General features: G+C 52.7%; 17 protein-coding genes. 7 read left to right on the top strand and 10 right to left on the bottom strand.

Annotated elements, in window-relative coordinates; genetic code table 11:
* The first annotated feature begins 187 nt into the window (after positions 1 to 187).
* Positions 188 to 1,336, top strand: coding sequence for a sporulation protein YhbH (gene yhbH, locus L1N82_RS09545; protein ID WP_235287151.1), 1,149 nt, complete (start codon positions 188 to 190; stop codon positions 1,334 to 1,336).
* Between the two features lie 137 nt (positions 1,337 to 1,473).
* Here the strand turns inward: yhbH and L1N82_RS09540 are convergent, their stop codons facing one another.
* The 3 genes from L1N82_RS09540 to L1N82_RS09530 form a co-directional block, all read right to left on the bottom strand.
* Positions 1,474 to 3,075 (bottom strand): family 10 glycosylhydrolase, encoded by a 1,602-nt coding sequence (locus L1N82_RS09540; protein WP_235287150.1) that lies wholly within the window; start codon positions 3,073 to 3,075, stop codon positions 1,474 to 1,476.
* 200 nt (positions 3,076 to 3,275) lie between these two features.
* The gene (locus L1N82_RS09535) at positions 3,276 to 6,431 is read right to left on the bottom strand and encodes a hybrid sensor histidine kinase/response regulator (RefSeq protein ID WP_235287149.1); all 3,156 of its coding nucleotides are present in this window, start codon (positions 6,429 to 6,431) and stop codon (positions 3,276 to 3,278) included.
* 68 nt (positions 6,432 to 6,499) lie between these two features.
* Positions 6,500 to 7,741, bottom strand: a complete 1,242-nt coding sequence (locus L1N82_RS09530; protein WP_235287148.1) for an ATP-binding protein — start codon at positions 7,739 to 7,741, stop codon at positions 6,500 to 6,502.
* Positions 7,742 to 7,915: 174 nt separating this feature from the next.
* Between L1N82_RS09530 and L1N82_RS09525 the strand changes: the two genes are divergently transcribed.
* The 3 genes from L1N82_RS09525 to L1N82_RS09515 all read left to right on the top strand — a co-directional run bounded on the left by L1N82_RS09525 (position 7,916) and on the right by L1N82_RS09515 (position 13,666).
* Entirely contained in the window at positions 7,916 to 11,692 is a 3,777-nt protein-coding gene (locus L1N82_RS09525) for a response regulator (RefSeq protein WP_235287147.1), read from the top strand.
* A gap of 124 nt (positions 11,693 to 11,816) precedes the next feature.
* Positions 11,817 to 12,512, top strand: a complete 696-nt coding sequence (locus L1N82_RS09520; RefSeq protein ID WP_235287146.1) for a response regulator transcription factor — start codon at positions 11,817 to 11,819, stop codon at positions 12,510 to 12,512.
* 182 nt (positions 12,513 to 12,694) lie between these two features.
* A complete protein-coding gene (locus L1N82_RS09515; RefSeq protein ID WP_235287145.1) occupies positions 12,695 to 13,666 on the top strand; it encodes an HD domain-containing protein in 972 nt (323 codons plus the stop codon).
* A 118-nt stretch (positions 13,667 to 13,784) separates the two neighbouring features.
* On the opposite strand, the gene hflC is transcribed toward L1N82_RS09515, so the two are convergent.
* The 3 genes from hflC to L1N82_RS09500 all read right to left on the bottom strand — a co-directional run bounded on the left by hflC (position 13,785) and on the right by L1N82_RS09500 (position 16,552).
* Positions 13,785 to 14,663, bottom strand: a complete 879-nt coding sequence (gene hflC / locus L1N82_RS09510; protein WP_235287144.1) for a protease modulator HflC — start codon at positions 14,661 to 14,663, stop codon at positions 13,785 to 13,787.
* Positions 14,660 to 15,712, bottom strand: a complete 1,053-nt coding sequence (gene hflK / locus L1N82_RS09505; protein ID WP_235287143.1) for an FtsH protease activity modulator HflK — start codon at positions 15,710 to 15,712, stop codon at positions 14,660 to 14,662. The genes hflC and hflK overlap by 4 nt, the downstream gene beginning before the upstream one ends.
* Positions 15,713 to 15,889: 177 nt before the next feature.
* Positions 15,890 to 16,552, bottom strand: a complete 663-nt coding sequence (locus L1N82_RS09500; RefSeq protein ID WP_235287142.1) for a hypothetical protein — start codon at positions 16,550 to 16,552, stop codon at positions 15,890 to 15,892.
* Between the two features lie 246 nt (positions 16,553 to 16,798).
* On the opposite strand from L1N82_RS09500, the gene L1N82_RS09495 reads away from it, so the two are divergent.
* Entirely contained in the window at positions 16,799 to 18,223 is a 1,425-nt protein-coding gene (locus L1N82_RS09495) for a SpoVR family protein (protein ID WP_268821920.1), read from the top strand.
* 113 nt (positions 18,224 to 18,336) lie between these two features.
* A complete protein-coding gene (locus L1N82_RS09490) occupies positions 18,337 to 18,699 on the top strand; it encodes a hypothetical protein (RefSeq protein ID WP_235287140.1) in 363 nt (120 codons plus the stop codon).
* A gap of 130 nt (positions 18,700 to 18,829) precedes the next feature.
* Here the strand turns inward: L1N82_RS09490 and L1N82_RS09485 are convergent, their stop codons facing one another.
* Together L1N82_RS09485 and L1N82_RS09480 are read right to left on the bottom strand one after the other, a co-directional pair.
* Positions 18,830 to 19,594, bottom strand: a complete 765-nt coding sequence (locus tag L1N82_RS09485) for a methyltransferase domain-containing protein (RefSeq protein ID WP_235287139.1) — start codon at positions 19,592 to 19,594, stop codon at positions 18,830 to 18,832.
* A gap of 174 nt (positions 19,595 to 19,768) precedes the next feature.
* Positions 19,769 to 21,664, bottom strand: coding sequence for a PrkA family serine protein kinase (locus L1N82_RS09480; RefSeq protein WP_235287138.1), 1,896 nt, complete (start codon positions 21,662 to 21,664; stop codon positions 19,769 to 19,771).
* 584 nt (positions 21,665 to 22,248) lie between these two features.
* Here L1N82_RS09480 and L1N82_RS09475 point away from each other — a divergent pair.
* Entirely contained in the window at positions 22,249 to 22,992 is a 744-nt protein-coding gene (locus L1N82_RS09475) for a DUF2161 domain-containing phosphodiesterase (protein ID WP_235287137.1), read from the top strand.
* Between the two features lie 46 nt (positions 22,993 to 23,038).
* Here L1N82_RS09475 and L1N82_RS09470 read toward each other — a convergent pair whose 3' ends face one another.
* Entirely contained in the window at positions 23,039 to 24,232 is a 1,194-nt protein-coding gene (locus tag L1N82_RS09470; protein ID WP_235287136.1) for an aminotransferase-like domain-containing protein, read from the bottom strand.
* A 157-nt stretch (positions 24,233 to 24,389) separates the two neighbouring features.
* Positions 24,390 to 25,718, bottom strand: coding sequence for an ABC transporter substrate-binding protein (locus L1N82_RS09465; protein WP_235287135.1), 1,329 nt, complete (start codon positions 25,716 to 25,718; stop codon positions 24,390 to 24,392).
* Positions 25,719 to 25,865: the final 147 nt, after the last annotated feature.

Below are 25,865 nucleotides of genomic sequence, written 5' to 3'. Positions count from 1 at the left end.
TTCCCCTTCCATCCTCTAACTATAGCCGATCCCTGTCGGCCCGTTCAACTCTCCCCGATTCCCTCTCTGCTGCGTGTTCTGCATAAAGAGCTGCAGGTCCTAAGCGGTTTTCGCTCACATAACTGCTGCACGGCTGAATATATTGTATAACAAAGGCCGCATACCGGTTATGGAGGGGATGGCAAGCATGACAGAACCGTTGTTTATCGTGTCCAGGGAAGACTGGTCGCTGCATCGAAAAGGATATCAGGACCAATCCCGCCATCAGCAGAAAGTCCGGGAAGCCATTAAGCAGAACCTGCCTGATCTTGTCACCGATGAAAGCATTATTCTGTCGGACGGACGGCAGATTGTCAAAGTACCGATCAAAAGCATGGATGAATACCGCTTTGTCTACAACTTCAATAAGCAGAAACATGTCGGACAAGGGGACGGGGACTCGCAGGTCGGCGACGTGCTCGGCAAGGATCCCAAGGAAGCCAAGGGTCCCGGCAAGGGTCAGGGAGCCGGTGACAAGCCTGGGGAGGATTATGTAGAGACCGAGGTCAGCATGGCTGAGCTTGAAGATATGCTGTTCGAAGAGCTGGAGCTGCCCAATCTTGAGAACAAGCAGAAGGACGTCATGGAGGCTTCTGACATTGTCTTTCACGATATCCGCAAGAAGGGCATCATGTCCAATATCGATAAGAAGCGTACGCTTATAGAGAACCTTAGACGCAATGCCAATGCGGGCAAATCCGGCATATCTGGCATCAGCCCGGAGGACCTGCGCTTCAAAACCTGGCAGGAAGTGATGAAGCCCCATTCCAACGCCGTTGTTCTTGCGCTGATGGACACATCAGGAAGCATGGGCTCGTTCGAAAAATATGTAGCCCGCAGCTTCTTCTTCTGGATGACCAAATTCTTGCGGCGCAAATATGAGCATGTGGAAATCGTGTTTATTGCTCATCATACAGAAGCCAAGGAGGTCAGCGAGGAAGACTTCTTTACAAGAGGCGAGAGCGGCGGAACCATCTGTTCCTCGGCCTATCAGAAGGCCGTAGATATAATTGATTCCCGGTACCCTCCCCAGAGCTGGAACATATACCCCTTCCACTTCTCGGATGGCGACAATCTCACCTCGGATAATGAGAAGTGCGTCAAGCTGATTCATGAGCTGATGGCACGCTCGAATATGTTCGGCTACGGGGAGATTAATCAGTATAATCGCAGCAGCACACTTATGTCTGCCTACAAGAGCATAAACAGCCGTAAATTTCTGTACTCGATTATTAAGGAGAAGACAGAGGTTTATCAGGCTCTCAAGAAGTTCTTTTCCAAGCCGGCCAGCGTCTGACACTGGAGCTCTTCCCCGCCTCCGCCCGCAAATGAAGGAGCTTTCCCTTGTCATCGAGGATGACAGAGGGAAAGCTCCTTCTTGCCGCCTTAGCGTGCTGCTCATGTTCAATGCGGCTGCGGCACCTGACTATGCTGTTACCGGTAATACAAGCGAAGAGCATCAAGGATCCCCAGCGGGTTGCGGCGAAGGTCCTTCGCACTGAAGAAGACATCGCCTTTTATCTCTGGATGCTTCTTATTGTAGACCAGCTGATTAATGATCTCCTGCGGACTCTGCCATCCTACTTCCGGGGTGCCCAGCTTGTATGGGGAATGGCCAATATACAGGTCCACACCCGTCCCTCCGACTTCTCTGGCCCACCAGTCGGCAAGCGTGTCATACCGGACAGCGGTATTCGTCATGCTCCAGTACAGCTGAGGCATGATATAGTCCACCCAGCCCTGCCGGATCCAGGTCCTGACATCCGCGTACATACTGTCATATGCGGTCACTCCCGCCTTCGTATTAGAGCCAGTCGGATCGACAGCTGCATTGCGCCACACTCCGAAAGGACTGACCCCAAATTCAACTTCAGGGTTGACCTGTTTAATCGCAGACCCTAAATCCCGAATGAAGCTGTTAATATTATCACGCCGCCATTCCGCAACTGTAGCAAGCTTGGCCGGATTGTACGCCCGGTACGTAAGATCATCCGAAAACTTGCCCGAGGACGGGTAGAAATAGTCATCCAGATGGATGCCGTCCACATCATACTGCTGCACAACTTCTGTAACGACATCGATAATATGCTGCCTGGCTTCAGGTACTCCCGGGTTAATATAGAGCTTGCCTCCCGAATTGACAATCCACTGCGGGTATTTCTTGGACACATGACCGCTTGCCAGATTTTCCAGCTTGGCATCCGGACTTGCTCGAAACGGATTAAACCAGGCATGAAACGCCATCCCCCTGCGATGGGTCTCATCAATGAGGAACGCCAGCGGGTCATAGCCCGGATCCTTGCCCTGGGCGCCGGCCGCATACCTGGACCAGGGAACCAGCTTGGAAGGGTAGAAGCTGTCGGCAGAGGGCCGGACCTGCACGAACACCGTGTTGATACCGGCTGACTGCAGTTCATCAAGCAGCTTCACATACTCCTGCTTCTGCATCTCCGGCTTGCCGTATGAGGCAGCCGTAGGCCAGTCCAGATTATAAACCGTTGAGATCCATACCCCTCTCATCTCCGCCGCACTGTCCGGTATCTGAGGGACAGGGGCAGGAATTGGAACCGGAGCTGGAACTGCGGGAGATGCATCTCTTGCCGAGAGCCGGATGGTCTGTTCCACCTGGTTCCATACGACCTTCAACCCAAGCTGCTCACTGACAAATCGAATCGGCACCATCGTGCGCCCCTTCACCATCTGTACGGAAGCATCCAGCGGGACCGGGCTGTCGTTGACATAAGCCTCTGCCTGATTCCCTGTCATGCGGATAACGGTGTCATCACGCGTGATGGTAACGGTCCGTGCAGCCTGAACCCAAGCCACACTTGCACCCAAGCCTTCACTGATAACCCTCAAGGGGACCATCGTCACATTAACCTTCGGTATGATAAAAGGCGGCACATCTGTCGTTAGCTGCTCGCCTTCCAGATATAATGATATTGAACGTGCATCAGCCGCCTCGACCGTTGTCTTGAGCAGCGGAAGCATAAGCGATACAAGCAACAGCCAGCTAACCCATTTGCGAAATGCCATGCCAACAATAACCCCCATTATTTGGACTGATTATACCTTCCTCTATGTTAGACGTCTGAACGGCCTCTTTGTTGCTGCTGCCCGGAAAATAATCCAATGGGAAGTCGCCTGCTCAGGACAAGATCGGCTGTAAAAAAACTGCCCCCAAGGATAGCCCCTGGAGACAGTCTGGAATTGGCGCTTATACATTAGTTTGATTCTTACCGGAGCCTGGATTCGAGCTTGTTCTTCCACCGGGCCATCAGCATTCTGACGTCCTCCGTCCGAATGGGCTTGCTCAGACAATCATGCATCCCTGCTGGCATGCCCGTAACTTCTCCTTTAGTCTGCGGAATGGCCGTAAGCCCTACGAAGATCGGCAGCCTGTCGGCCGGGAGCAGATCCGTAACGAGTCCGACCGCCTTTACCCCATCCATCACAGGCATCTGGATATCGACAAAAACCAGATCGTAACGGCTGCGCAGCATATGCTCGACAGCTTCAATCCCATTTTCAACTACATCCGCATGCAGGTCTAATCTGTTTAACACGCGGAGAAAGAACTGCTGCTGAGCCGGATTATCCTCTGCAAGCAGAATACGAAGCTCAGACATACTTTCCCATTGCCAGTCCGCATCTGCCGGCAGTGCGGAAGAACCAAACAGCTGCAGACTTCCACTGCCTTGCCTGTTGGGGTTGTTAGCAGGCACCTCTTCCTCGGGTGCTTCCGTACACAGTGACTGCTGATGAGAGATAAAATGCAGCGTAAACGTGGAGCCTCTGCCTTCCTCACTATCAACCGTTACGTGTCCTCCCATTAATTCCGCCAGCCGTTTGCTGATCGCAAGCCCAAGACCTGTCCCGCCATATTTGCGGTTGATCTCAGGATGGAGCTGAGAGAACGACTGGAACAGGTCACCAAGCTTATCTGCCGGTATTCCGATACCCGAATCCTCGATCGCGACGCGGACGAGCGTGCCTTCCTCCAGCTCTGTAGGCTCACACTCCACCTTGATCCGCACATATCCCTTCTCCGTAAACTTAACGGCATTGCCAATCAGGTTAAGCAGAATTTGGCGCAGCCTGGTCCCGTCTCCCTGAAGCTCATGCGGGGTACCGTCCTTAATATAATAGCTCAGCTCGAGGCCCTTCTTCTCGGCCAGCGGCCTTAGCAGCTGAACCGTCTCGCTCAGGACTTCATCGATATTGAACGGCTCGTCGATCAGAACGAGCTTGCCCGCTTCCATCATGCTGTAGTCCAGGATGCCATTAATCATTCGAAGCAGGGTGTCTCCGCTGGTATGAATAATTTCCGTATACTCACGCTGTTCTTCAGTCAGCTCTGTTTCAAAAAGCAGGTCGGCCATTCCCAGAATCCCGTTCATCGGCGTACGGATCTCATGGCTCATCATTGCCAAAAACTCTGATTTGGCCTGATCCGCCTTTTCGGCACGCTCCTTGGCGTTCATGATCTCCCGCTCGTTCGTTATATCCCGGAATACAACTACCACACCCATTACAGCCTGATCGTCCAGCTTGTCGTTAATAGGGCTTACCTGATACTCTGCAAGGAAGCTCGTCCCGTCCTTGCGCCAGAACACCTCGTCAGAAATCAGCCGTACCATGCCGTCTCGGAGCGTAGCGTATACCGGGCAGGTCTCAAACGAATAAGGGGTTCCGTCCGCTTTTGTATGATGGATAAGGTAATGATTAACCTTTCCGATCATCTCATGTGCCGCAAAGCCAAGCATCCGTTCTGCGGCCGGGTTAACAAACATTGTCCTTCCATATTGGTCCATGCCATATATGCCCTCGGAGACCGAGTTCAATATTAGGCTGTGACGATGGCTCAGCGTTTCAATCTGTTCAATATACCGGGTTCGCTCCGTGATGTCATGAAGAATACCAAAGACGCCTACAACCTTTCCCTTGACCACAATCGGCACCTTGGTCACCCCGCACATGACCTGCTGGCCGTCCTTGCGGATAATGCGCATTTCGTAGCGCTGGGGCTCTCCGCCGCTCGCCTTCTCAAAATACTGCTCCGCCCGCTCATAATCATCGGGATGCAGCAGGCTGCGGAAGGAAGGCAGATCGCGCAGCTCCTGTCTGTCGTACCCTGTCAGCTCCTCAAAGCTTGGGTTAGCCGAAGTATAACGCCCCTCCAGGTCATAGGAGAACACGCTCGCCGGATTATACTCAAACAACGATCTGTAACGCTCTTCACTCTCGCGTATTCGATCCTCCAGCTGCCGCTGCTGCGTTACATCCCGAACGGTTCCAATCAGACTGACCGCCGAGCCGTCAGGGGCCCGCTCCAGCGTGGCCTGCGCGTGAATCACACGTTCCCCGTCTTCGCCGGCTAGTATACGGTACTCCGTCTCATATTCATTGCTGTGCAGGGACTGGTTCAGCGCGAGACTAACCCGCTCACGGTCATCCGGGTGCACAGCAGAGAGGAAACGTTCCACCATGAAAGGCCCCTGGCCCTCCAGCCGGAAAATTCTGCGCATCTCCTCCGAGCACGTCCACAAGCCTGCCTGAACATCCCAGTTCCACGAGCCGAGGTTCGCCAGCTGCTGTGCCTTGGCAAGATTATTCTCGCTGTGACGCAGCTGCTCCTCCCCCTGCTTCCGAGCTGTTATATCGCGGCCTATACCCAGATAATAAGGCGACCCGTCCTCCTCATCTTGAATCACCTTCATCGTTGTCTCAAACCATCTATAGCCGCCGTCCTTATGCCGAACCCGGATCTCGAAGATACTGCCGTCCGAATAGTCTCTCTCCACGATGTTCGAGGGATCATCAAACAGAGTGCGGATATCCATATCCCGCAGCTCTGATTCCTCATAACCTAGCAGCTGCGTTGCTGAAGGAGAAATATATAAGAGCTTACCGCCCGGAGAGCTGTATGTAATAACATCCTGAGCATGGTCGGTAATAATCCGCAGCAGCCGCTCCGGGTCTTTCAGAAGATCCATGCCGCCGCTTCCCGTCTGCTGCACTTCCTTAATGAATATGTAAGAACCAAGAACCGTTTTCCCTTCCCGGGCAGGAAGCTGATCTGTGATAACGGCTATATGACTTCCGTCGGCCCGCTGGATTTGAGCTCTTCCAGTCTGTTTCATCTCCCCGCTGGCAGCCTCACTTCCGTTAACGCCCGGATACCCGGACACGAACAACTGCCTCACGGTTAAAGCAGCAAGTGCTTCTTCCGTATGGCCGGTTAACTGCTCAGCTGCCGCATTAGCGGTGATGATTACCCCTTCTTGATCCACAAGAAGTATCGCCTGGGGATGGTCTTCGAATAAGGAGGCAAATAATTTGCCCTGCCCTGCTTGTTCTCTCAGACGCTTTGTATGTTGTTTTTCAGCCATATGACTCCCCACCCGTTAACTCAGCTTTTCTGTACCTCATTCGAACCTGCAGCAATTATTACCCATATCTAGCTGGTTTGAAATTTCAAAAGGCATACTGTTCCATGACCCGGCCTGGAACGTATCGTCATTCTTCCATTCATCGCACGGATCAGACTGATGACCACCATCAGCCCCAGCCCGGTACCCTTTTCCTTGGTCGTAAAAAAGGGCAGACCGATTCTTGCCAGCTCCTTGCCGGTCATGCCGATACCTGTATCTTTGATCTGAATCATCACACTGCTGCTGTCCCGCCAAGTTTCAACCGTCAGCTTGCCGCCGTCCGGCATAGCTTCTACCGCATTTTTAATGATATTGTACAAGCACTGCTGCAGCTTGCGGGAATCGCCATGTATAGGCAGTACGCCTTCTGAATGGTGTTCAATCCGAATATCGATGCCGGACTGCTCTGTTAAAGGATCGACCCAAGTTTTGATGTTCTCAACCTCCTTCACGGCATCGAGCTCGCGTGCCTCCTCAACCGCCGGCTTGGCAAAATTCAGATAATCGGTAACCACCGCGTTCGCCTGCCTGATCCCCTTCATCGCCTGATCTCTGTAGAGCTCAAACTGCTCAGCCGGCAGCTCCCGCTTGCCCAACAGCTGGAGGAAGCCCAGAGCAGAAGTCAGCGGATTCCGGACTTCGTGGGAGATGGAAGCCGCAAGCTCACCTACCAACTGATACTTTTCCATATTGAGCTGTTCTTCCTGCAGACGCTGCTGATTGTTAATCAGATGAGCGATGACGGTCAGAGCCGCGGCAGCCAGATAAGTACCGGACAGAGCTGGCAGCCCGCCGTCATTAAATACCGGACTGCCGCCGAAAACCCTGTACAGCACAAGGTAAATCATCATTAAGATAGCTGTCCGAATGAGCTTGTGAGATAAGCGTACCCGCAGCCATCCGCGGTTACCAGCATACCATCCAACCGCTGCTAACATGAGTGAGGCCGCTCCGGCAGCGTAGGACTCATTAATCCCCAGAAAGAAACTGCCGATATTAAATACAGTCCATGCCACCAGCACCGGCAGGCGCCGTTCATACATAAGAGCAAGGGATAGACAGACCGGTATGGTGTAGATCACATACAGGCTTGGATTCGGTTCAATAAAAAGGAAATAGAAGCAAGACAATAAAAGCAAACCGCTTAGCAGCATGCTTCGATGAAGGCGGAGTTCTTCCAAGCGGGGAGACAAGAACAAGTAAAGCAGATTGGCGGCCATCAAGCACAGCAGGCCGTTCACTTCATACGCCAGGATCAATGGAGTCAATTGGGTTCTTTCCTTCCGTCCGTAAGCGTGATAGTTTTACTACTATTTTACTATATTATCTGCCAAAGCAACAGTATCTGCTGCGGTAGTCATTCAGCTTGGCAGCCCGCTTCTTAAGCCAATTTATGCTGATTTCCTATGATAGATATCTCAAGTTAAAAGGTGGCGTTAATCTTGTTCCGATCCATTCGTTCCAAAGTAACGGCTGTTGTTCTTCTCTCAACGGTCCTTGCCATGTGCAGCGCAGGTCTTGCTAACTATTATTTGGCCAGGTATAAGCTGACCGAGCAGCTTGAAAGCAACAGTCTCAGCGCTGTTATGGATACCGCAAGGAGCTTGTCCAATTATCTCGAGCTTCAGCTGGTGAAGGGTGAAACCATCGGCAGAACTGATGTCATCCGGCACGGTACGCTGGAGGAAAAGCTTGCATACCTGAATGCTGAGCTTAAGCAGGACAGAGAAGCTATGGTCAGCGCAGGTATCGCGCAGGCTAACGGCACTCTGAGGCTGACTGACGGTAATACCCGGCAGCTGGGTCCCAGCAGCCGATTCCTTAAAGCGCTTGGCGGCATCCCTTCCATCAACGACCCTGTATTCGATGAAACGGGACGCTATGTCATCAATCTCTACATCCCTGTGAAAAGTGCATCCGGCCAAGTGAATACGCTCCTGTTCTTCTCATTGGATGCTAAAAAGCTGTTCGGGCAGCAGCTTCAACCGATCAATCCGCAGGATCCTCGAAGGGTTATCCTGGTGGATCAGGACGCCAACGTACTCTATCACTCCAACCCTGAATTCATCCGGAAGCGGAATTATTATAACGAATATGCTGCCGATGCTTTACAGATCAAGCGGCAGTTTGCAGAGCCATATGGCATTGTAGACCTTAATCTTGGCTACGCAACCAAGACCTTCTATTCCCAAATCCCCGGAAGCAGCTGGCTGCTGGCCTACTCCTTTACCACCGAAGATTTTTATTTGCCGCTTCACGGTCTGTTCTGGACAACGCTTCTGGCTGCAGCAGTATCCGGGGTAATCCTGTTTATCATTGTGTACTGGACCTTCCACCGGTTCATCATGCAGCGTGTCCGTCAGATTGTGACAGCGACTGATAAAGTAGCAAGGGGCAATTTCACTCTGCCCGCGATCGAGATTCAGACCATGGACGAGCTGGGCCAGCTTGCTCATTCCGTTAATGGCATGGCAAGAAGTCTTCGGGGCATGTTTGAGCCTTTCGAAACATTCATCCACCGCAACCACTATGCCATGATTGTGACGGATGCGGATTACCGGATCAGCCTTTTTAACAGCAGAGCTGAGGAGATGCTCGGTTACAAAGCGGAAGCCGTCGTGAACCGTGAGACCCCTATGCTGTGGCTTGACCCCCAAGAGCTTGCGCGGCGGTTAGATGAATCACGGAACCTGACGGATGAAGAGCTTACACCCGGCGCGTTCTTCGCGCGGATAGCCGATCAATCGCCTGAGGAAGAAGAGTGGACGTGGATCGCAAGCGATGGCCGCCGGATACCAGTACATGTCAATGTGACCGAGATGACCCACCCAGACGGCCAGACGAAAGGCTTCGTTATCGTAGCCCGTGATGTTACAGCTTATAAGGAAACCATTGTTTCCAGGGATCAGATGCTCAGCATCGTCGATTCTGCACATGACTTTATCGCGTGTCTTCATGCTGACGGCGCCATGTTCTTCATCAACGATGCCGGCATGCGTTTTCTGGGTATTGAGGAGCTCACCGACTGGAACCGCAATCTCAAGCAGTACATCAGCCCGGAGAGCGGCTGTGATCTTGAGGAAGCCTTTCAGTCGGCCGACCGTGACGGATATTGGGAGCATGAGGTGGAATACCTCAGTGCAGACGGTTCGGTCGCGACCATGTCGCAGTCACTCGTGGTTCAGCAAACCGAGGGAGAGCCTTACTATTTCACAATAATACGGGATATGAGTGAACAGAAGAGATTCCAGCAGCAGCTACTTGAAGCGAACCAGGCCAAGAGCATGTTTCTCGCTCGCATGAGTCACGAAATCCGAACGCCGCTGAACGGCATAATCGGGCTAAGCCATCTGATGCAGCGCACACCGCTTACCGTAACGCAAAGAGACTATATGCAAAATATTATGGAGTCCTCAGATTCTCTGCTGCGGATCATTAACGATATCCTTGATTTCTCCAAGGTGGAAGCAGATCAGCTGTCGCTTTCGGCTGCGCCGTTCTCCCTCCAGCAGACGATTCGCCGCATATGCGGTTCAGCAAGTGTTCTGCTGGGCTATAAGCCGGTTGATATTCTGATCGATATATCCCCGGACCTGCCTGCCGCGCTTGTTGGCGATGAAAGCAGACTAAACCAGGTTCTGATGAACCTGCTCAGTAACGCCATTAAGTTTACAGATCAAGGCACAATCCGGCTTGGCGTGTCCGTCACCGGTCATAAGGAAGCCTCGGTTCTGCTGACCTTCACGGTTACCGATACCGGAATCGGGATCTCGGAGGAACAGCTTCAGCATCTGTTCCAGCCATTCATGCAAATTGACGGCTCTACCTCTCGCAAATATGGCGGCACAGGGCTTGGGCTGGCCATCACCAGGCAGCTGGTGGACCGGATGGGCGGAGAGCTGACTGTCATAAGCAGGCTGGATGTGGGAAGCGAATTCCGCTTCACTCTTCCGTTCGGCACAGCACCGGACACGACAGAAATGAGGCTTAACCGGACGGGGCTTGACGTCCTGGTTGTCGAGGATAACGCCGAGGCCCGTGATAATCTTGCCTCCACAGCCGCCGGTTGCTCCGGCCGGGTAATGACGGCAAACAGCTGGTCCGAAGCATTCCATAAGCTGCGCGATTCATCACCTCCTGATGTGCTGCTGCTCGATATGGAGGCGGAGGATATGTTTGGCGAGGATACATGGTTCAATATGCGCCGTTTGACCCGTCAGCTGAAGGTTAGCACCGTCCTGTATACCTCCTTAAACGGCAGGCATGCCATTGAACAGCTGGATGAGCATTGGAAGCCTGATGCCGTATTGGTTAAGCCGCTGAGTCCCTTGGCTCTGCACCAAGTACTGCTTACTATTGAAGAGAGGCGGCTGAACGGGGAAGCTGATATCCCGCTGTCCGATCATGCAGTACCGAAGCTTGCAAACGCAGAGACCCGGCATATTCTCGTAGTGGAGGACAATCTGATTAACCAGATGGTTACAAGACAGCTGCTGGAGGAACGAGGACTGCGCGTCACGGTGGCGGCCGACGGTTATGAGGCGCTGGAGCTGCTTAAGACAGAGCTGTTCGACCTGACCTTTATGGATATGCATATGCCGGGCCTTGACGGGATCGAAACTGCCAGGCGGATCCGCGCGTTGGCGGAGTTCGATCGCATGCCTATTATTGCCTTAACCGCCGACACGACCTGGGAAGGCCGGGAAGCTTGCCTGAAATCTGGTATGAATGATGTCCTGACTAAGCCGCTGCAGCCAGAGATCCTGATACAGGTTGTCAGCCGCTGGCTGCCCGGCGACGGCCTCCCTTCCGAAGAAGTGACCCTGGATCAGGCTTCAGCAGGCAAGCATCATCAGATGTCTCCCAGATTCCTGAACATTCAGGCTGATCCCGCTATCTTTAATCCGGCGGCAGCTCTGCAGCTGCTTGATGGCAAGGAGGAGCTTCTCCTTCAGCTGCTCGCTTCCTTCCGTCAGCAGTACAGCGACGCATCGGACCGTATCGAGTCTCATCTTGAGCTGCAGGATCTGGCAACAGCCCGGCGGCTTGCCCACTCGCTGCGCGGTGCAGCCGGAAGCCTTGCAGCCGGTGCAGTATACCGGACCGCAGGCAGGCTTGAAACCGTCATCGAACGTCAGGATACGATCTTCTTCCCCCAACTCATCCAGGAGCTGCGAGTGGATCTGGCAACTTTCGACGAACTTATTGCAAAAATTTGAAATTCGACAAAAACGGAAATAGACTTCCAGCTCTGTGCAGGCTATAATCTTGTTAACGGTAAAATATTAACAAAGTGTTTCATTTTTTAATAAACCGCTCACAGATTTAGGCAGGTGCGACCGCATGATGAAAGTACTAATTATCGAAGACGACAAAATTTTTGGAGAAATGCTGAGTTTATACCTATCCGGAGAGAATTTCGAGGTGAAGCATGTCGAAACTGCCCGGGACGGGCTAGCGGCCGTCACCTCCTACCAGCCGGAGGTCATTCTGCTTGACCTGGTGCTGCCCGATGGTGACGGGGCAGATCTTTGCGTACATATTCGCAGTATCACACAGGCTCCGATCATTGTTGTATCTATGAAGTCGAACGTCAGTGAGAAGATTAAGGTCCTTACTGCGGGCGCGGACGATTACATGTGCAAGCCCTTCAGCATGCAGGAGCTTAAAGCCCGGATAGAAACAATCTGGCGACGATTCCAAGCAACCCCTGTTGTGCAGACAGACCTGCAGCAGGTGCCCGAGGCGCCCTTAGAACGAATTCAGGTCGATCATGAACGGCGCACCATTGTCATAGATGGGCAGCATCAGGAAACCACTTATTCCGGCTTCGAAATCATGCGTATGTTCTGCCAGAATCCAAGCCGGGTCTTCAGCCGGGAAGAGCTAATCAATTCACTCCGGGGTGTAGACTCTTATATCAACGACCGGGCGATTGACGTGCATGTTACCAATCTCCGCAAGAAGATAGAAGTGAATCCGAAGGAACCGAAGCACATCAAGACGGTATGGGGCGTCGGCTACAAGTTTATTCCCTAACAATTGCCCTGTATGACTCAGGGCCGCAGGCGGTATTCTCACGATAATCGGTGAGAATACCGTCTTTTTCATGGGAAAACCACACAGCTTTTTAACACTTGTCTGATACCTGGGGCACAACTTTTCACAAACTTATCTCCGATAATAGTAGTAAGCTATGTGAAAATAGGAGATGAGCTTTTGTGCATATAACGGATTTATCAACTATCGTTCCGGATCAGGCTGCTGCCTCCCGGCCTGTATTCGGTACGATTGGCCAGCCAATCATCGAACCTGGCACCGTGCTGTCCGCGGCTCTGCTTGAGGATATGAAGCGTCTGGGCATTCGCCATGCCGTGACAACCGATGAGGAGACAAGGGATGTCCGTTTCGACGAGCTGATTGACTCCAGTCTCTGGATGCGTTATGTGCTGATTATGCGGAAGGTGTACTTAAATGCGACTGCCGGTGATTTTGCTGAGTTTGAGCTGTTCGACGCCGCGATGTCCATTGTGGAGAAGGCTCGTACCCGCTCCATAATTGTCCCCCTGCCGACAAGCTCCGTTCCCTGCGCCCTGCAGCCATTCGCACACGTCGTCAACGTCGCCATATGGGCTGCCCAAATTGGAGTCTGTATTAACCTTCATGCAAGTAGGCTTGTGGACCTGACAGTAGGCTGTCTGCTGCATGACATCGGCAAGCTGCTGACCGAGCAGCAGAGCGAGCATGCTGAAGCCGGCTACCGGTTTGTGAAGCGGCTGTTTCCGCCCGATTCGGATATCCCGCATATTGTCCTGCAGCATCAGAACGTACCGTTGGCCGGACTCCGCAGATTCACACTGGATCGGCCGTTCGTGGATCTGACCCGGATCTGCCAGATGTGCAATTATATGGACCACTTAAGCTGTGAGGCTGATGCCATGCATTACGGCGCGCTGGAAGTGCTTATGGCCCTCAGTAACACAATGTTTACCACGGACGAGCTTCAGGCGCTTGTGCAGGTAGCGCCCAAGTATATGCCCGGCAGTACAATTCAGGTTCATGACGGCCGCAAAGCTGTTGTCGTCAAGCTGACCGAATGTGCGGACAAGCCAATGCTCCGCTTCATCGGCACCGATACCATCGTGGCGCCGGAAGGCTTGTCGTCGATGCCCGCTTCACTGGTGAAGCCTTAACAGCGTGAATATGCCTGCAAACAAAGCAGGCCGGTCCTTCAGCAGCGCCCGGTTAAGGGCGCTGCCGGAGAACCGGCTTTTTTACGTTCACACTATATTGGTTAACACAACCGTTAGCTTACTTCTCGCCTGTCAGTATGCGTGTGTACGGCGAGTCAATCGGCAGCATGATCACCGGCTCACCCTGGAATGTCGTAATATAGCTTTCCAGAGTCCGGTACAGCTTGTAGAATTCCGGGTCCTTGCCATAAGCCTCGTTATAGATCCGGGCAGCTTCACGCTCGCCTTCAGCTACGATTTTCTTAGCATCGGCCTCGGCCTGAGCAATCAGCTCTGTCGCCTGACGGTCTGCATTGGAGGTGATTTTGCGCGACTCCTCATCCCCCTCTGACAGATAGCCCGCAGCGATCGACTGGCGGTCCGATATCATCCGGTTGTATACGCTCTGCTTGTTCTCTTCCGGCAGGTCGGTACGCTTGATGCGCACATCGACGATTGAAACCCCATAGTTCTGCCGCTCCGCCACCTCCGCAACAATCTCTGTGATCTCATCATTCAGATTGCCTCGGGAGGTGTTCTCGCTTATGATACTGCCGTACTCTATCTCCGACAGCTTCCGCCTAAGTGCGTTGTATACAGCATCGCTTAACCGGCTTTCAGCAGCCGATACGGAATGAAGGGACCGGAGGAAGAGCTGGGGATTGTCAATGCGCCATACCATATAGTTATCGACGATAATCGGCTTCTTGTCCTTGGTCAAAATAGTCGTCGGCTGGCTGTCATAAACCTTCTGGTATTTGGGCAGTGACGCAACCGTTTCAATGAACGGCACTTTGAATTTAATACCCGGCTCGACATGAACGCGCACCGCTTCACCAAACTTCATTACGACCTTGTACTCGCCTTCCTTGACGATGAACATAGAGCCGAACAAAGCGATCAGTACCAGAACCGCCGCTGCTCCGGCGATAACCCACTTACGATTGTTCATGGTCATTGTCCGCTGCCCCCTTCATTCGTGCCTGTGCTTTCAGTCTGCTGGGTACCGTTCGTCCCCTGCTTGGCGGATGAAGATTTGCCCATCAGCTCATTAAGCGGCAGATAATTCACCGTATCACTGCCTCCGTCTGTTATCACAATCTTCGCGTTCGGCAAAATCCGCTCCAGCGTCTCCAGTATGAGGCGGTCAGAGGTGACAGCAGGATTTTTCACATATTCATTGTAGACGGCATTAAACTTCGCCACGTCACCCTCGGCGTTCAAAATCCGTGATTTCTTCTGTGCTTCCGCATTCTCAATCAGCGCCTGTGCCTCGCCTCTCGCTTTAGGCAGCCTGTCGTTTACATACTTCTGCGCCTGGTTGATCTTCGTATTCTTCTCCTCGCGGGCATTCGTCACATTCTTGAATGCCTCCTGGACCTGGCCCTCCGGCGGTTCAATATCCTGGAACTTCAGGTCAATGATCTGTATGCCGGTGTTATACTGATCTTGGATTTCCTCCAGCTTCTTCTTCACCTCGGCCTGGATAACCGTCTTGCCTTCGGTAATCGCGTAATCAAGCTTGGTCGATCCCATGACGGAACGGATGGCCGCGCTGGCTGAATTGCGAAGGAACTTCTCCGGCTCTTCGATGTTGTATAGATAATCCCGTACGTTCGCAATCTTCCATTCCACAACGGCATCAGCGGACACGATATATTCGTCACCGGTAATCATGAGCGCCTCTTCTTCGACCGGAGTAATCTTGCCGCCTTCCTCCCGGTACCCGATATGAATCTTCTGCGTCAGATTCGCCGGCACCTTAACCACCTGCTGAATTGGATAAGGCAGCTTGAAATGCAGCCCCGAGCTCTCCTGCGTCGACGTATATTTGCCGAATGTCAGGATCGCCGCCTCCTCCTGTTCCTCTACTGTATAGAAAGTCGTCATTCCGAAGCCGACCACTAGAAGTATGACAGCTCCAAGCAGCACCTTCTTCCACAGTCCCGGCGGCAGCTCCACATTACGCTTCGTCTTGCCGTTCAACCCGCCCTGATAAACTTCCATTCTGCCATCCCCTCTCCTGCTTATCACCGGCTCTGACTCCCCTTTACCGGTCATGTTAGGTAATACGGGATGCGCTCGCTATCGTTTCGCCCAATTGTTGACGCAAAGAAGCTCTCCTTCGAACGATTAAGGATCGCCGGGAGAGCTGGCTGAGATCTGTGCAGAAGGAACAAGCAGTTATTGGTCAAGCCAATGTTCAAGAAGAGCAGTCTGCTCTGGCTTATTACTGTCGTTAGTATCCAGCTTTAGCTTTTCAAGTGCAGCGAGCTCTTTTTTCAATTCTTCTTGAAACAGTGGGTTATGTTCATTTATTAAATTCCCATTTAGCACGGAAAACCTCCCTTGGTGACCACCTTTAATATAAAAACTATTATTATTCTCGTCCATTTGTTTACCTAGGAAAAGGTAATACTCCTCTCCCATCTCTAGTACTTGTTTATTAAGTTGATGAATAATTACCTCTTTATAGGATTCTTTTCCTTTCCACTGCTCAATAACTTGAACTGTGGAAATAACCACCATATTGTTAGGCTTCTCTTGAGAAACAATTGTTCCGTGTACAATTAAATCAGAGTTGTTCTTCAACTCTTTCAGAGAAGAGCTGCTATCAGCGAACATACCTTCAGCCAGCGTACCGCCTTCAGCTATGTCTACACTGTCTACTAATGAGACAGTAAACTCTCCGTCTTTTGTAATAATGGAGGATTTAGTGATCTCGTTAACACGCCCAGCTTGAGATGAGGATATGACTTCGGATTCATAACTTACTTCAGTCGTTAAAATCATAGCCGTGCTGACTATGAGGGCAGTCCCCAGTATATATAAACTGAGCTTTTGCATGTTCTTATGGACCCCTTCCACTTACCTACTATATCCAAAATTAGAATATAAAAGCTATTACTCGCTATTATACACTTATCGCTATATTTCGCACAGATGATTCTTAAGTAGATGAGCAGCCCCCTACTTTAAGCAATCCCCAAGGAGCATACCCCTGCCTGCCTGCTCATAAGATTAAAATACCAATCCGCGCCTTATGTGCAGGCGGACAACAGTAGGAGGGGACGTGCGGTGAATCAAGATGAGATGCAGCAGCTGGAGCGGGCGATTGATGAGATTACCGAGATCGCAACAGGCTTCGGCCTGGATTTTTATCCGATGCGTTATGAAATATGCCCCGCGGAAATTATTTATACCTTCGGCGCTTACGGAATGCCTACACGGTTTAGCCACTGGAGCTTCGGAAAGTCCTTCCATAGGATGAAGACCCAGTATGACCTGGGCCTTAGCAAAATCTATGAGCTCGTGATTAACTCAAACCCGTGCTATGCCTTCCTGCTCGACGGCAACTCGCTGATTCAGAACAAGCTGATCGTCGCTCACGTATTGGCACACTGTGACTTCTTCAAGAATAATGTGCGCTTCAGCGCCTCCAACCGCAACATGGTCGAGAGTATGTCCGCTACAGCCGAACGGGTCGCCCAGTATGAAATGGCCTATGGCGCCAGGGAAGTCGAGCGCTTCATAGATGCTGTGCTGGCCGTACAGGAGCATATTGATCCAACGCTCATTAAGCCCTACCAGCTCGACAAGACCCGTTACATCGAGATGCTCCGCAAGCAGCAGGAGGAGGAAGAGCAGGGACTCCCGGTCCGAAGCAGCCCGTACAGCGACCTGTGGGACCTTGAGAAGGAGGAGGCGGAGGACGAAGAGACGGATAAGACGAAGCGGTTCCCGCCGCAGCCCGAGAAGGATATCGTCTGGTTTATCGAGGAATATTCCACCGTTCTGAAGGACTGGCAGCGCGACATCATGTCCATGCTCCGGGATGAGATGCTGTACTTCTGGCCGCAGATCGAAACGAAGATTATGAACGAAGGCTGGGCTTCGTACTGGCATCAGCGGATTATCCGCGAGCTTGACCTGACAAGCGAAGAGACGATTGAATTCGCAAAGCTCAACTCCGCTGTCGTTCAGCCGTCAAGACACAGTCTGAATCCTTATTACCTGGGTCTTAAAATATTCGAGGACATTGAGAAGCGCTGGGACAACCCGACCGAGGAGGAGCGTGAGCGTGCCGGCCGCAAGCCCGGCAAGGGCCGGGAGAAGATGTTCGAGGTGCGGGAGCTTGATTCGGACATCTCCTTCCTCCGTAATTACCTGAACAAGAAGCTTGTCGACGATCTGGATTTGTATGTCTTTGAGAAGAAGGGGCCCGAGTGGAAAATCACGGACAAAGCATGGGAAAACATCCGCGATCAGCTCGTTGTATCCCGCGTAAACGGCGGCTTCCCGAACATTGTCGTCACAGACGGCGACTATAACCGCTCAGGCGAGCTGTACCTTTCTCACCACTATGAAGGGGTTGAGCTCGACCTGAAGTACGTGGAGCGCACACTCCCCTATGTGGTCCAGCTTTGGGGCAAGAATGTTCACCTGGAAACATTCGTAGAAGACAAGAAGCTTGTTTTCAGCTGCGACGGCAAGAAGATCAGCCGCAAGTTTCTGTGAATTTCCTAACGTTTCAGAATATGCCAACCGCGGGTATCGATTATGTAAGCTGCCGCTTCCATGCTGAATAACTACGGGAGTAACATCCCAGACAACTGATGAGGTGATGAGATATGGAGACGCTTCTCATTATAGTAGGCGCAGCCATTCTGGTCGGGGCTGTCGTCTGGTTCAGTAAAAGCCGGTGGAAAACAATCGAGACCGCCAGAGGCGGAAATGTGGATGCACTTGAAGTGAAGAATGCTTATTTAAAGGATAAAGATATACGCAGCAGGGTTAAGGTTGAGAATGGCGGGACACCCGTTACAGGGATCGCTTCTACAACCGGAACGCTGGATACATCCTTCGGCGCAGCGGATGCCGCTGACGACACCGTTTACCGGCTTGAGGTAAACGCAGGCGACCTGGATAAGGCTGAACGGGCCCTGCAGCAGTTCGAGCAGGAAGTCCAGCATGATGAAGGTGTGAGACTGTAACAGCAGGCAGCGCAGTAATGCATTTATTGCGGCAGCCAAGGGATTAGAGCTAACAATTAAATAGAGAAGCAGTGCTGCAGTTCAAGCGGCAGATGCCCCGGCTCTTATATGGAGAGAGCCGGGGCTTTTTTTACGATTGCTTAACTGCCGCCACTCTCAGCCTTCTGTAATCTGCCGTCCAGCTGCCGTCCCGGTAGCACAAGGGCTTTACGGCTTCCTCCACGTAACGTCTGACCGCCCGCTCCTCTTCCTGATCCAACCCGGCGAAGACACCGCCTGCAAAATGATCCAGCCAAATCTGAAGCCCTTGTTCCCCTCCGCTCAGTGGTGTCGGACGGTCATAGCTGTAGATGGAAAGGACTCGGAAGCCGTGCTTCTCCAGCAGCTGCTGATATGCCTCCGGAGTTGGGAAATACCACGGAAGGACGATCCTCCTCCCCAAGCTCAGCAGCTGGGCCGACTTCTGCAGGGCATGTACAATTGAGGCAATGTTCCCATCTGCGCCGAACTCAGCCACGAACCGGCCCCCGACTCGGAGTGAAGCGGCAATGGAAGCAGCCGTTCGCTCCGCATCCGTCATCCAGTGAAGAGCCGCATTGCTGAAGATGGCATCCACCGGCTTTGCAGTCCGGTACGCTTGGCCGTCGGCTTCCACGAACTGCAGGTTCGGGTATTTGCTGCGGGCGCGCTCAATCATTTCCCGGGAAAAGTCTACTCCCGTCACCGCGGCACCGCTGCTTGCCAGCTTAGCCGTCAAGTCTCCCGTTCCGCAGCCCCAGTCCACTGCCGACTCTCCCGGCTGCAACCGAATAATCTCGATCAGATCCTCGCCTCCCCTGGATACAAAAGCCATTGCCCGGTCATAATCCTCTGCTTGCCAGCTGTTAGCAGCCATATGTTCCACTTCCTTCCTGTTGGTTACATTAGTTGTAACACGTTCAGGGTGATTAGTTTAATATATAAAGTAAATATACTTTATAGTTTATACCTATATATTACCTAAAAGAAACCGGACGATCCTGCGATCGGCCGGCTTCCTTGTGATAGGTCGGCTAAGCTCCCCTGCTGATTAACGGTTCAACAGACTGCCCACGTAGCGCAGCAGCTCGTTGGCACATACCGGGCAGTACCCGTGCTCGTCAATCAGCCGCTTGGATACTTCGTTAATTCGTTTCAGCTGGTTCTCATCCGGTGTCTTGGTGGACGTCGTAATCTTGACGATATCTTTAAGATCATGGAACAGCTTCTTCTCAATCGCTTCCCGCAGCCGGTCGTGGCTGGAATAATCAAACTTCTTGCCTTTACGGGAGTAGGATGAGATCCGAATCAGAATTTCCTCCCGGAACGCCTTTTTAGCATTCTCCGAAATGCCGATCTGTTCCTCTATGGAACGCATCAGGCGCTCATCAGGATCAAGCTCCTCACCTGTCAGCGGATCTTTAATTTTCGTCCAGTTGCAATAAGCCTCAATGTTATCCAGGTAATTCTCGAACAGCGTCCGGGCTGATTCCTCGAAGGAATAGACGAACGCCTTCTGAATCTCCTTCTTCGCAAGGCTGTCGTATTCCTTACGGGCAATGGAGATGAAGTTCAGGTACTTCTCGCGTTCCTCCTTCGTGATGGAAGGATGCTGATCCAGCCCATCCTTCAGCGCACGAAGCACATCAAGCGCATTGATACACTGCAGGTCCTGCTTAATCAACGCGCTCGAGATCCGGTTGATGACATAGCGGGGGTCAATACCAGACATGCCTTCCTCCAGAAACTCGTTCTGCATCTCCTTCAGATCGGCCGCCTTATAGCCCTCCACCTCCTCGCCGTCATACATGCGCATCTTCTTCACGAGGTCCATGCCCTGCTTCTTCGTTTCCTTCAGCCGCGTCAAAATCGAGAAGATCGCTGCTGCCCGAAGCGCGTGGGGCGCAATATGAATATGCTTCATATCACTCTGCTCGATCAGCTTCTTATATATTTTTTCCTCTTCGGAGACTTTCAGATTGTAAGGGATCGGCATGACGATCATCCGGGACTGCAGCGCTTCATTTTTCTTGTTGCTGATGAATGATTTATACTCGGTCTCATTCGTGTGTGCGACGATAAGCTCGTCGGCTGATATGAGCGCGAATCTCCCCGCCTTGAAATTCCCTTCCTGCGTCAGCGACAGCAGATTCCACAGAAACTTCTCGTCGCATTTGAGCATCTCCTGGAATTCCATTAGACCGCGGTTGGCCTTATTCAGCTCGCCATCGAACCGGTAAGCACGCGGGTCGGACTCGGAGCCGTATTCCGTGATGGTTGAGAAATCAATGCTTCCTGTCAAGTCGGCAATATCCTGTGATTTGGGGTCCGAAGGGCTGAATGTCCCGATGCCAACCCGGTTATCCTCGGAGATCAGTACGCGCTCGACCGCCACATTCTCAATTATTCCGTCATACTCCGTCTTCAATCTCATCTGACAGGACGGGCACAGGTTGCCTTCAATCCGGACGCCAAGCACCCTCTCTACATCCGGCCGCAGCTCATGCGGTATCAGGTGAAGCGGCTCCTCATGCATCGGACAGCCCTGAATCGCATAGACTGCACCTTTCTCCGTGCGGGAAAACTGCTCCAGCCCCCGTTTCAGCAGCGTAACCAGCGTGGATTTACCCCCGCTGACCGGCCCCATCAGCAGCAGGATCCGTTTGCGGACGTCCAGCCGCCTGGCAGCCGAATGGAAATACTCCTCGACAAGCTTCTCAACCGCCCGGTCCAGCCCGAATATTTCCTTCTCAAAAAACTTGTAGCGCTTGTTCCCGTTGTCCTCCTCGACACCCTCATTCTTGATCATTTCGTAAACCCGAGAGTGGGCTGTCATTGCTGGTGTCGGGTCCTTCTTCAGCAGCTCCACATAGTCTTTAAACGTCCCTGTCCATGCCAGTTTCTCACTTTCCTGATTATAATCCGAGATTCGTTTGAAAATATCCATGCTGTGCCTCCTCCCTGTCTCTCCCTGCCGCTGGTGCTTCTTAAGCCTGCCCGCCACCCGCCGCACTCGATGCCCGCAAACGCTCCGCCGTCAAGCGGTCGCCGTTCACCCAAACCCTGAGCCGCCATGTAAGCTTTTGCGGCTTTCTTCCGATGTTGAGTGATATATACCTATGCGTGTTCGCATCTGAAATTGCCCCATATTTTGTTTCTTCTTCCGGCTAATTGCGGAATACGCTTCACAAAATGTTAATCAAGGCTTGATACAGCCATAATAAATACGGTTTAAGCTGATAAAAATCAGACCTGTGCCATGAGGAGGTTCCGATGAAACGATCGCTCCGTACCCGAAAGCGCAGACTAGCCGTGAAAATTGCTTCGCTGCTGTCCGGCCCGTCACTCTGCCCCGGCACCTGACGCTGGATTACAGCTGCAAAGACGCTCTCTTATCCCGTCTTCCCTCTTCAGGGAAGGCGGTTTTTTGCATAAAGAGCCGAAGCTTCATCCTGTGCTATAATACGGTTACTTATGTTTACGGCAGTCTGCTGCACTAGCTGCTGTTAGTTGGGAAAGGGGAAGCTGTCTGTGGCTGTCAAGCATGAAACCGAGCTGTACACACCTGTAAAAGCCTACTACGAGAAGCTCGGTTATGAGGTGAAAAGCGAGGTTCTCCACTGCGATCTCGTAGCCGTGAAGCCCGGTGAGGAGGCAACGGTAATCGTGGAGATGAAGAAGACCTTTAATCTGGCGCTCCTGCTTCAGGGGGTTGAACGGCTCCGCTTGACTGACCGTGTCATGCTGGCTGTAGAGCGCAACCGGAAGAAACCCGGAGCGGTTAATCAGCGGTTCGGCGACTTGACAGAGCTGTGCCGGCTGCTCGGGCTTGGGCTGATGACGGTAACCTTCTACAAGACAAAAGCGCCGGTTGTCGAGGTGCTCTGCGAGCCAGGGGACCCGCCTGCCAGAGGCATGAGGAGGAAGCGCCAAGCCAGGCTGCTGACGGAGTTTCGCGAGCGCTCCGGTGATTACAACGTGGGCGGCAGCACGGGCCGCAAACTGGTAACCTCCTATCGCGAGAAGGCGCTCCGCTGTGCCTGGGCGCTTCACCAGGAAGGCGATCTGCCGCCGCGCCGCGTCAGGGAGCTCAGTGGAAGCCCGCAGGCTGCCCGCATCCTGCTGCATGATTACTATGGCTGGTTTGAGCGTGTGAATCGCGGTATTTACCGCCTGCGTCCGCAGGGAAGACAGGCGCTGATCGATTACGCCGACGTCGTGGAAGCCTGGCGCCAGTCTGCTGCAGGGGAACCCCCGGAGAGCGAAGGCAGCTGAAATTTCGGCCTTGGTCTCCACAGGCTGCGTGTTCCTGCCCGGCGTTCTAGCTGCGTGCTGTAAACTCGCATACTGACTCCACTAATTTTTCGATGCCTGACGCCAGCAGCTGTTCATTCACGCTGGCAATATTCAGCCTTACTCTGTTACAAACGGGCGATTCCGCATAGAACCTGGCGCCAGGGGCTATTGCGACTCCCTTCATAAGCGCTGCCCGCCGGAGCGCATCTCCGTCGAGCCCCTCGGGAAGCTCCAGCCACATGAACAGTCCCCCAGCTGGAGAATGCCACCGAAGACCTGCGCTGCCGTATGACCCTATGAGATGCTCCGCGATCCGCATCCTCTCTATGCATTTCTCTGCTTTGCTCCGAATGTGGAGAACCAGAGAGCCATCCAGCAGCAGCTGATGAAGAAGCTGCTGCGGCAGCATATGCCAGCGCTGCTCTTCCCCGCCCATCATTCCCGCCATTACACTAATAAGCTCCGGGCTGCCCACAGCCCATGCCGTGCCGATCCCCGGCAGCCAAGTCCGCGAATAGGTTCCCGTATACAGCACCTGCTGTTCATCTTCCGCCAGCGCATACAGGGTAGGATGTTGGCTGTTGGGATCCGTGTAGAGATCGCGGTACGAACCATCCTCCAGAATCGGCACCTCATAACGGCGGCACAGCTCCACGAGCCCTCTTCTCCTCTCCAGACTCCAAATGCGGGAAGCAGGACTGCTGAAATCCGGCATAACGTACACAAGCCTCAGCTTCCCTGTTTGCAGCAGCTGCTCAGCCGCATCAAGCAGCATCCCCTCCTCATCACACGCTACATCCGCCGTGCACAGATTGTTCATCCGGAAGAGCTGGAGAGCTTCAGCGGATACAGGACGCTCGACGAGTACCGTATCTCCAGGCTCAGTCAGTGCCTTCATACAGAGCTCTATCACTGCTCCCGGGTCTGGCATGATCAGCAGCTGCTCGGGAGCGGCATCTATACCCTGAGCCAATAAACAAACGCGCAGCTGCTTCCGCAGCGGATCATAGCCCTGAGCTCCCGTACCGCCAGCCATATAGGTCTCTTGTGCAAGCACCTGTTCCGCCGCCTGCCGGATAAGCTTAGGCGGAAGCCAGTCTTCTTCAGCTGGCAGCTCTGCGTCGAACGGCAGCAGCCCTTCTCCCCCGCTCCATATTTGCATCTTGTCCGGTAATATACGACTGGTAGCCACCGCTCTTGAAGAATACCGGTATTTCAATAGACCCGCCGCCTTCCATTGTCTTCTGGCAGTCTATTGTACGCCGGTGCCCGCTCATTCATTAACATATTCTTGGAATAATTCATAAAAAAACGGCCTGGACAAGGTCAACCTGTCCAAACCGTTATTTACCCGCCTATGAAACTTGAAGCAGCTATTATTTCGCCCGCAGGTTATTCCAGGAGTTCTGGAAGGCCTCAAGCATTTGCTCTTTCGTCAGCTTCTTGGCAATGTATGCCTGCATGCTGGAGCCAAGCTCCTGAGTTACGCCCTCCGGATAACGGAACCAGTTCCAGGTTAGCGTTTTGCCCTCCTTGCTGTAGGCAATGATGTCGGTAGCGATGTCGCCAAGCGTATCCGGGTTCGTTACCTCAATCGACTTGAACGCCGGGATAAATTTGAACTCGTCTACGATATACTTCCTGCCAAGGTCGGAGGTAACCATCCAGTTCAGGAATGCCTTGGCTTCTTCCTTCACCGCAGAATTCTTGTTCACCACCCAGTTGTTCGGTACGCCGACAAACAGCTTGTCATTCGTCTCTGCATCGTCATTGATCGGCATAGGCAGAACACCTAGCTCCAGGTCAGGATTGATGCCGTCGATCTGCACCTGCGTCCAGTTGCCCTGCTGCATCATAGCCGCTTCACCGCTTGCAAACAACGTAACCTGTGTGTTGTAATCCGTTGTCAGCGGGTTCTTGTTGCTGAACTCCAGCGTCGTATCCAGCAGGTTCACCCAGGCATTAAAGACAGGGTTGCCTGGAATTTGGCCGGTTCCATCATTCAGAGCGTTAACGAATGCAGTAGGGTCTTCCTGCTGTGCAACTGCTACATTGAAATTATGAATGCCAAGAATCCACCACTCTTGATACCCGTTAGCAAACGGTATGATGCCCGCATCCTGAAGCTTCTGCGCCGCTATTCTCAGCTCGCCCAGCGTCTTTGGTGTCTCGGTTATGCCAGCCTTGGCGAACAGCTCCTTGTTATAGATAAAGCCGTAGCCCTCCAGGTTCATCGGCATACCATAGATCTTGCCATCCTTGGTCATCGGAGGCTTTGCTGCTTCCACAACATCCCCTACCCATGGCTGATCGGACAAGTCTTCCAGATGCTCCATCCAGGTTTCCATCTCCTGGTAGCCGCCATTGTTGAAAATGTCAGGCTCGTCGCCGGATGCGAATTTCGCCTTCAGTGCAGCACCATAATCCGCACCGCCGCCAACCGTTTCGATGACGATCTTGACATTCGGGTTCTCCTTCTCATATTCCGTCTTCAAGCGCTCCAGCGCTTCTGCAATCTCCACTTTAAACTGGAACATGCGAATCGTGACCGGATCCTTCGCCGTCTCAGTATCTGTATCTGTTCCGGTATTGCTTCCGGTATTTGTGCCGCCCGTTCCAGTCGCACCGTTGTTGCCGCCGCCGCAGCCGGCAGCCAGTACAGCCACCAGGATGAGTGACAGCAGTGTCGTTGTCCATTTTTTCATGTTTGTGCCTCCCTTTTTTTATCCATCTCATCGTGTACGCTACTTGCACCCTATTAGCTGCGTCTGCCCGTACCGCTGCCTTACATATTCTAGTATAACTCGTTTATGAAAACGCCTACACCGACGACATTGAACAAAAAAGTGTAG

This window comes from Paenibacillus tarimensis, assembly GCF_021532315.1.
Lineage (GTDB): Bacteria > Bacillota > Bacilli > Paenibacillales > Paenibacillaceae > Paenibacillus_I > Paenibacillus_I tarimensis.
Note: the sequence above shows the minus strand (reverse complement) of the source record. Positions and strands in the feature narration are given on the sequence as shown.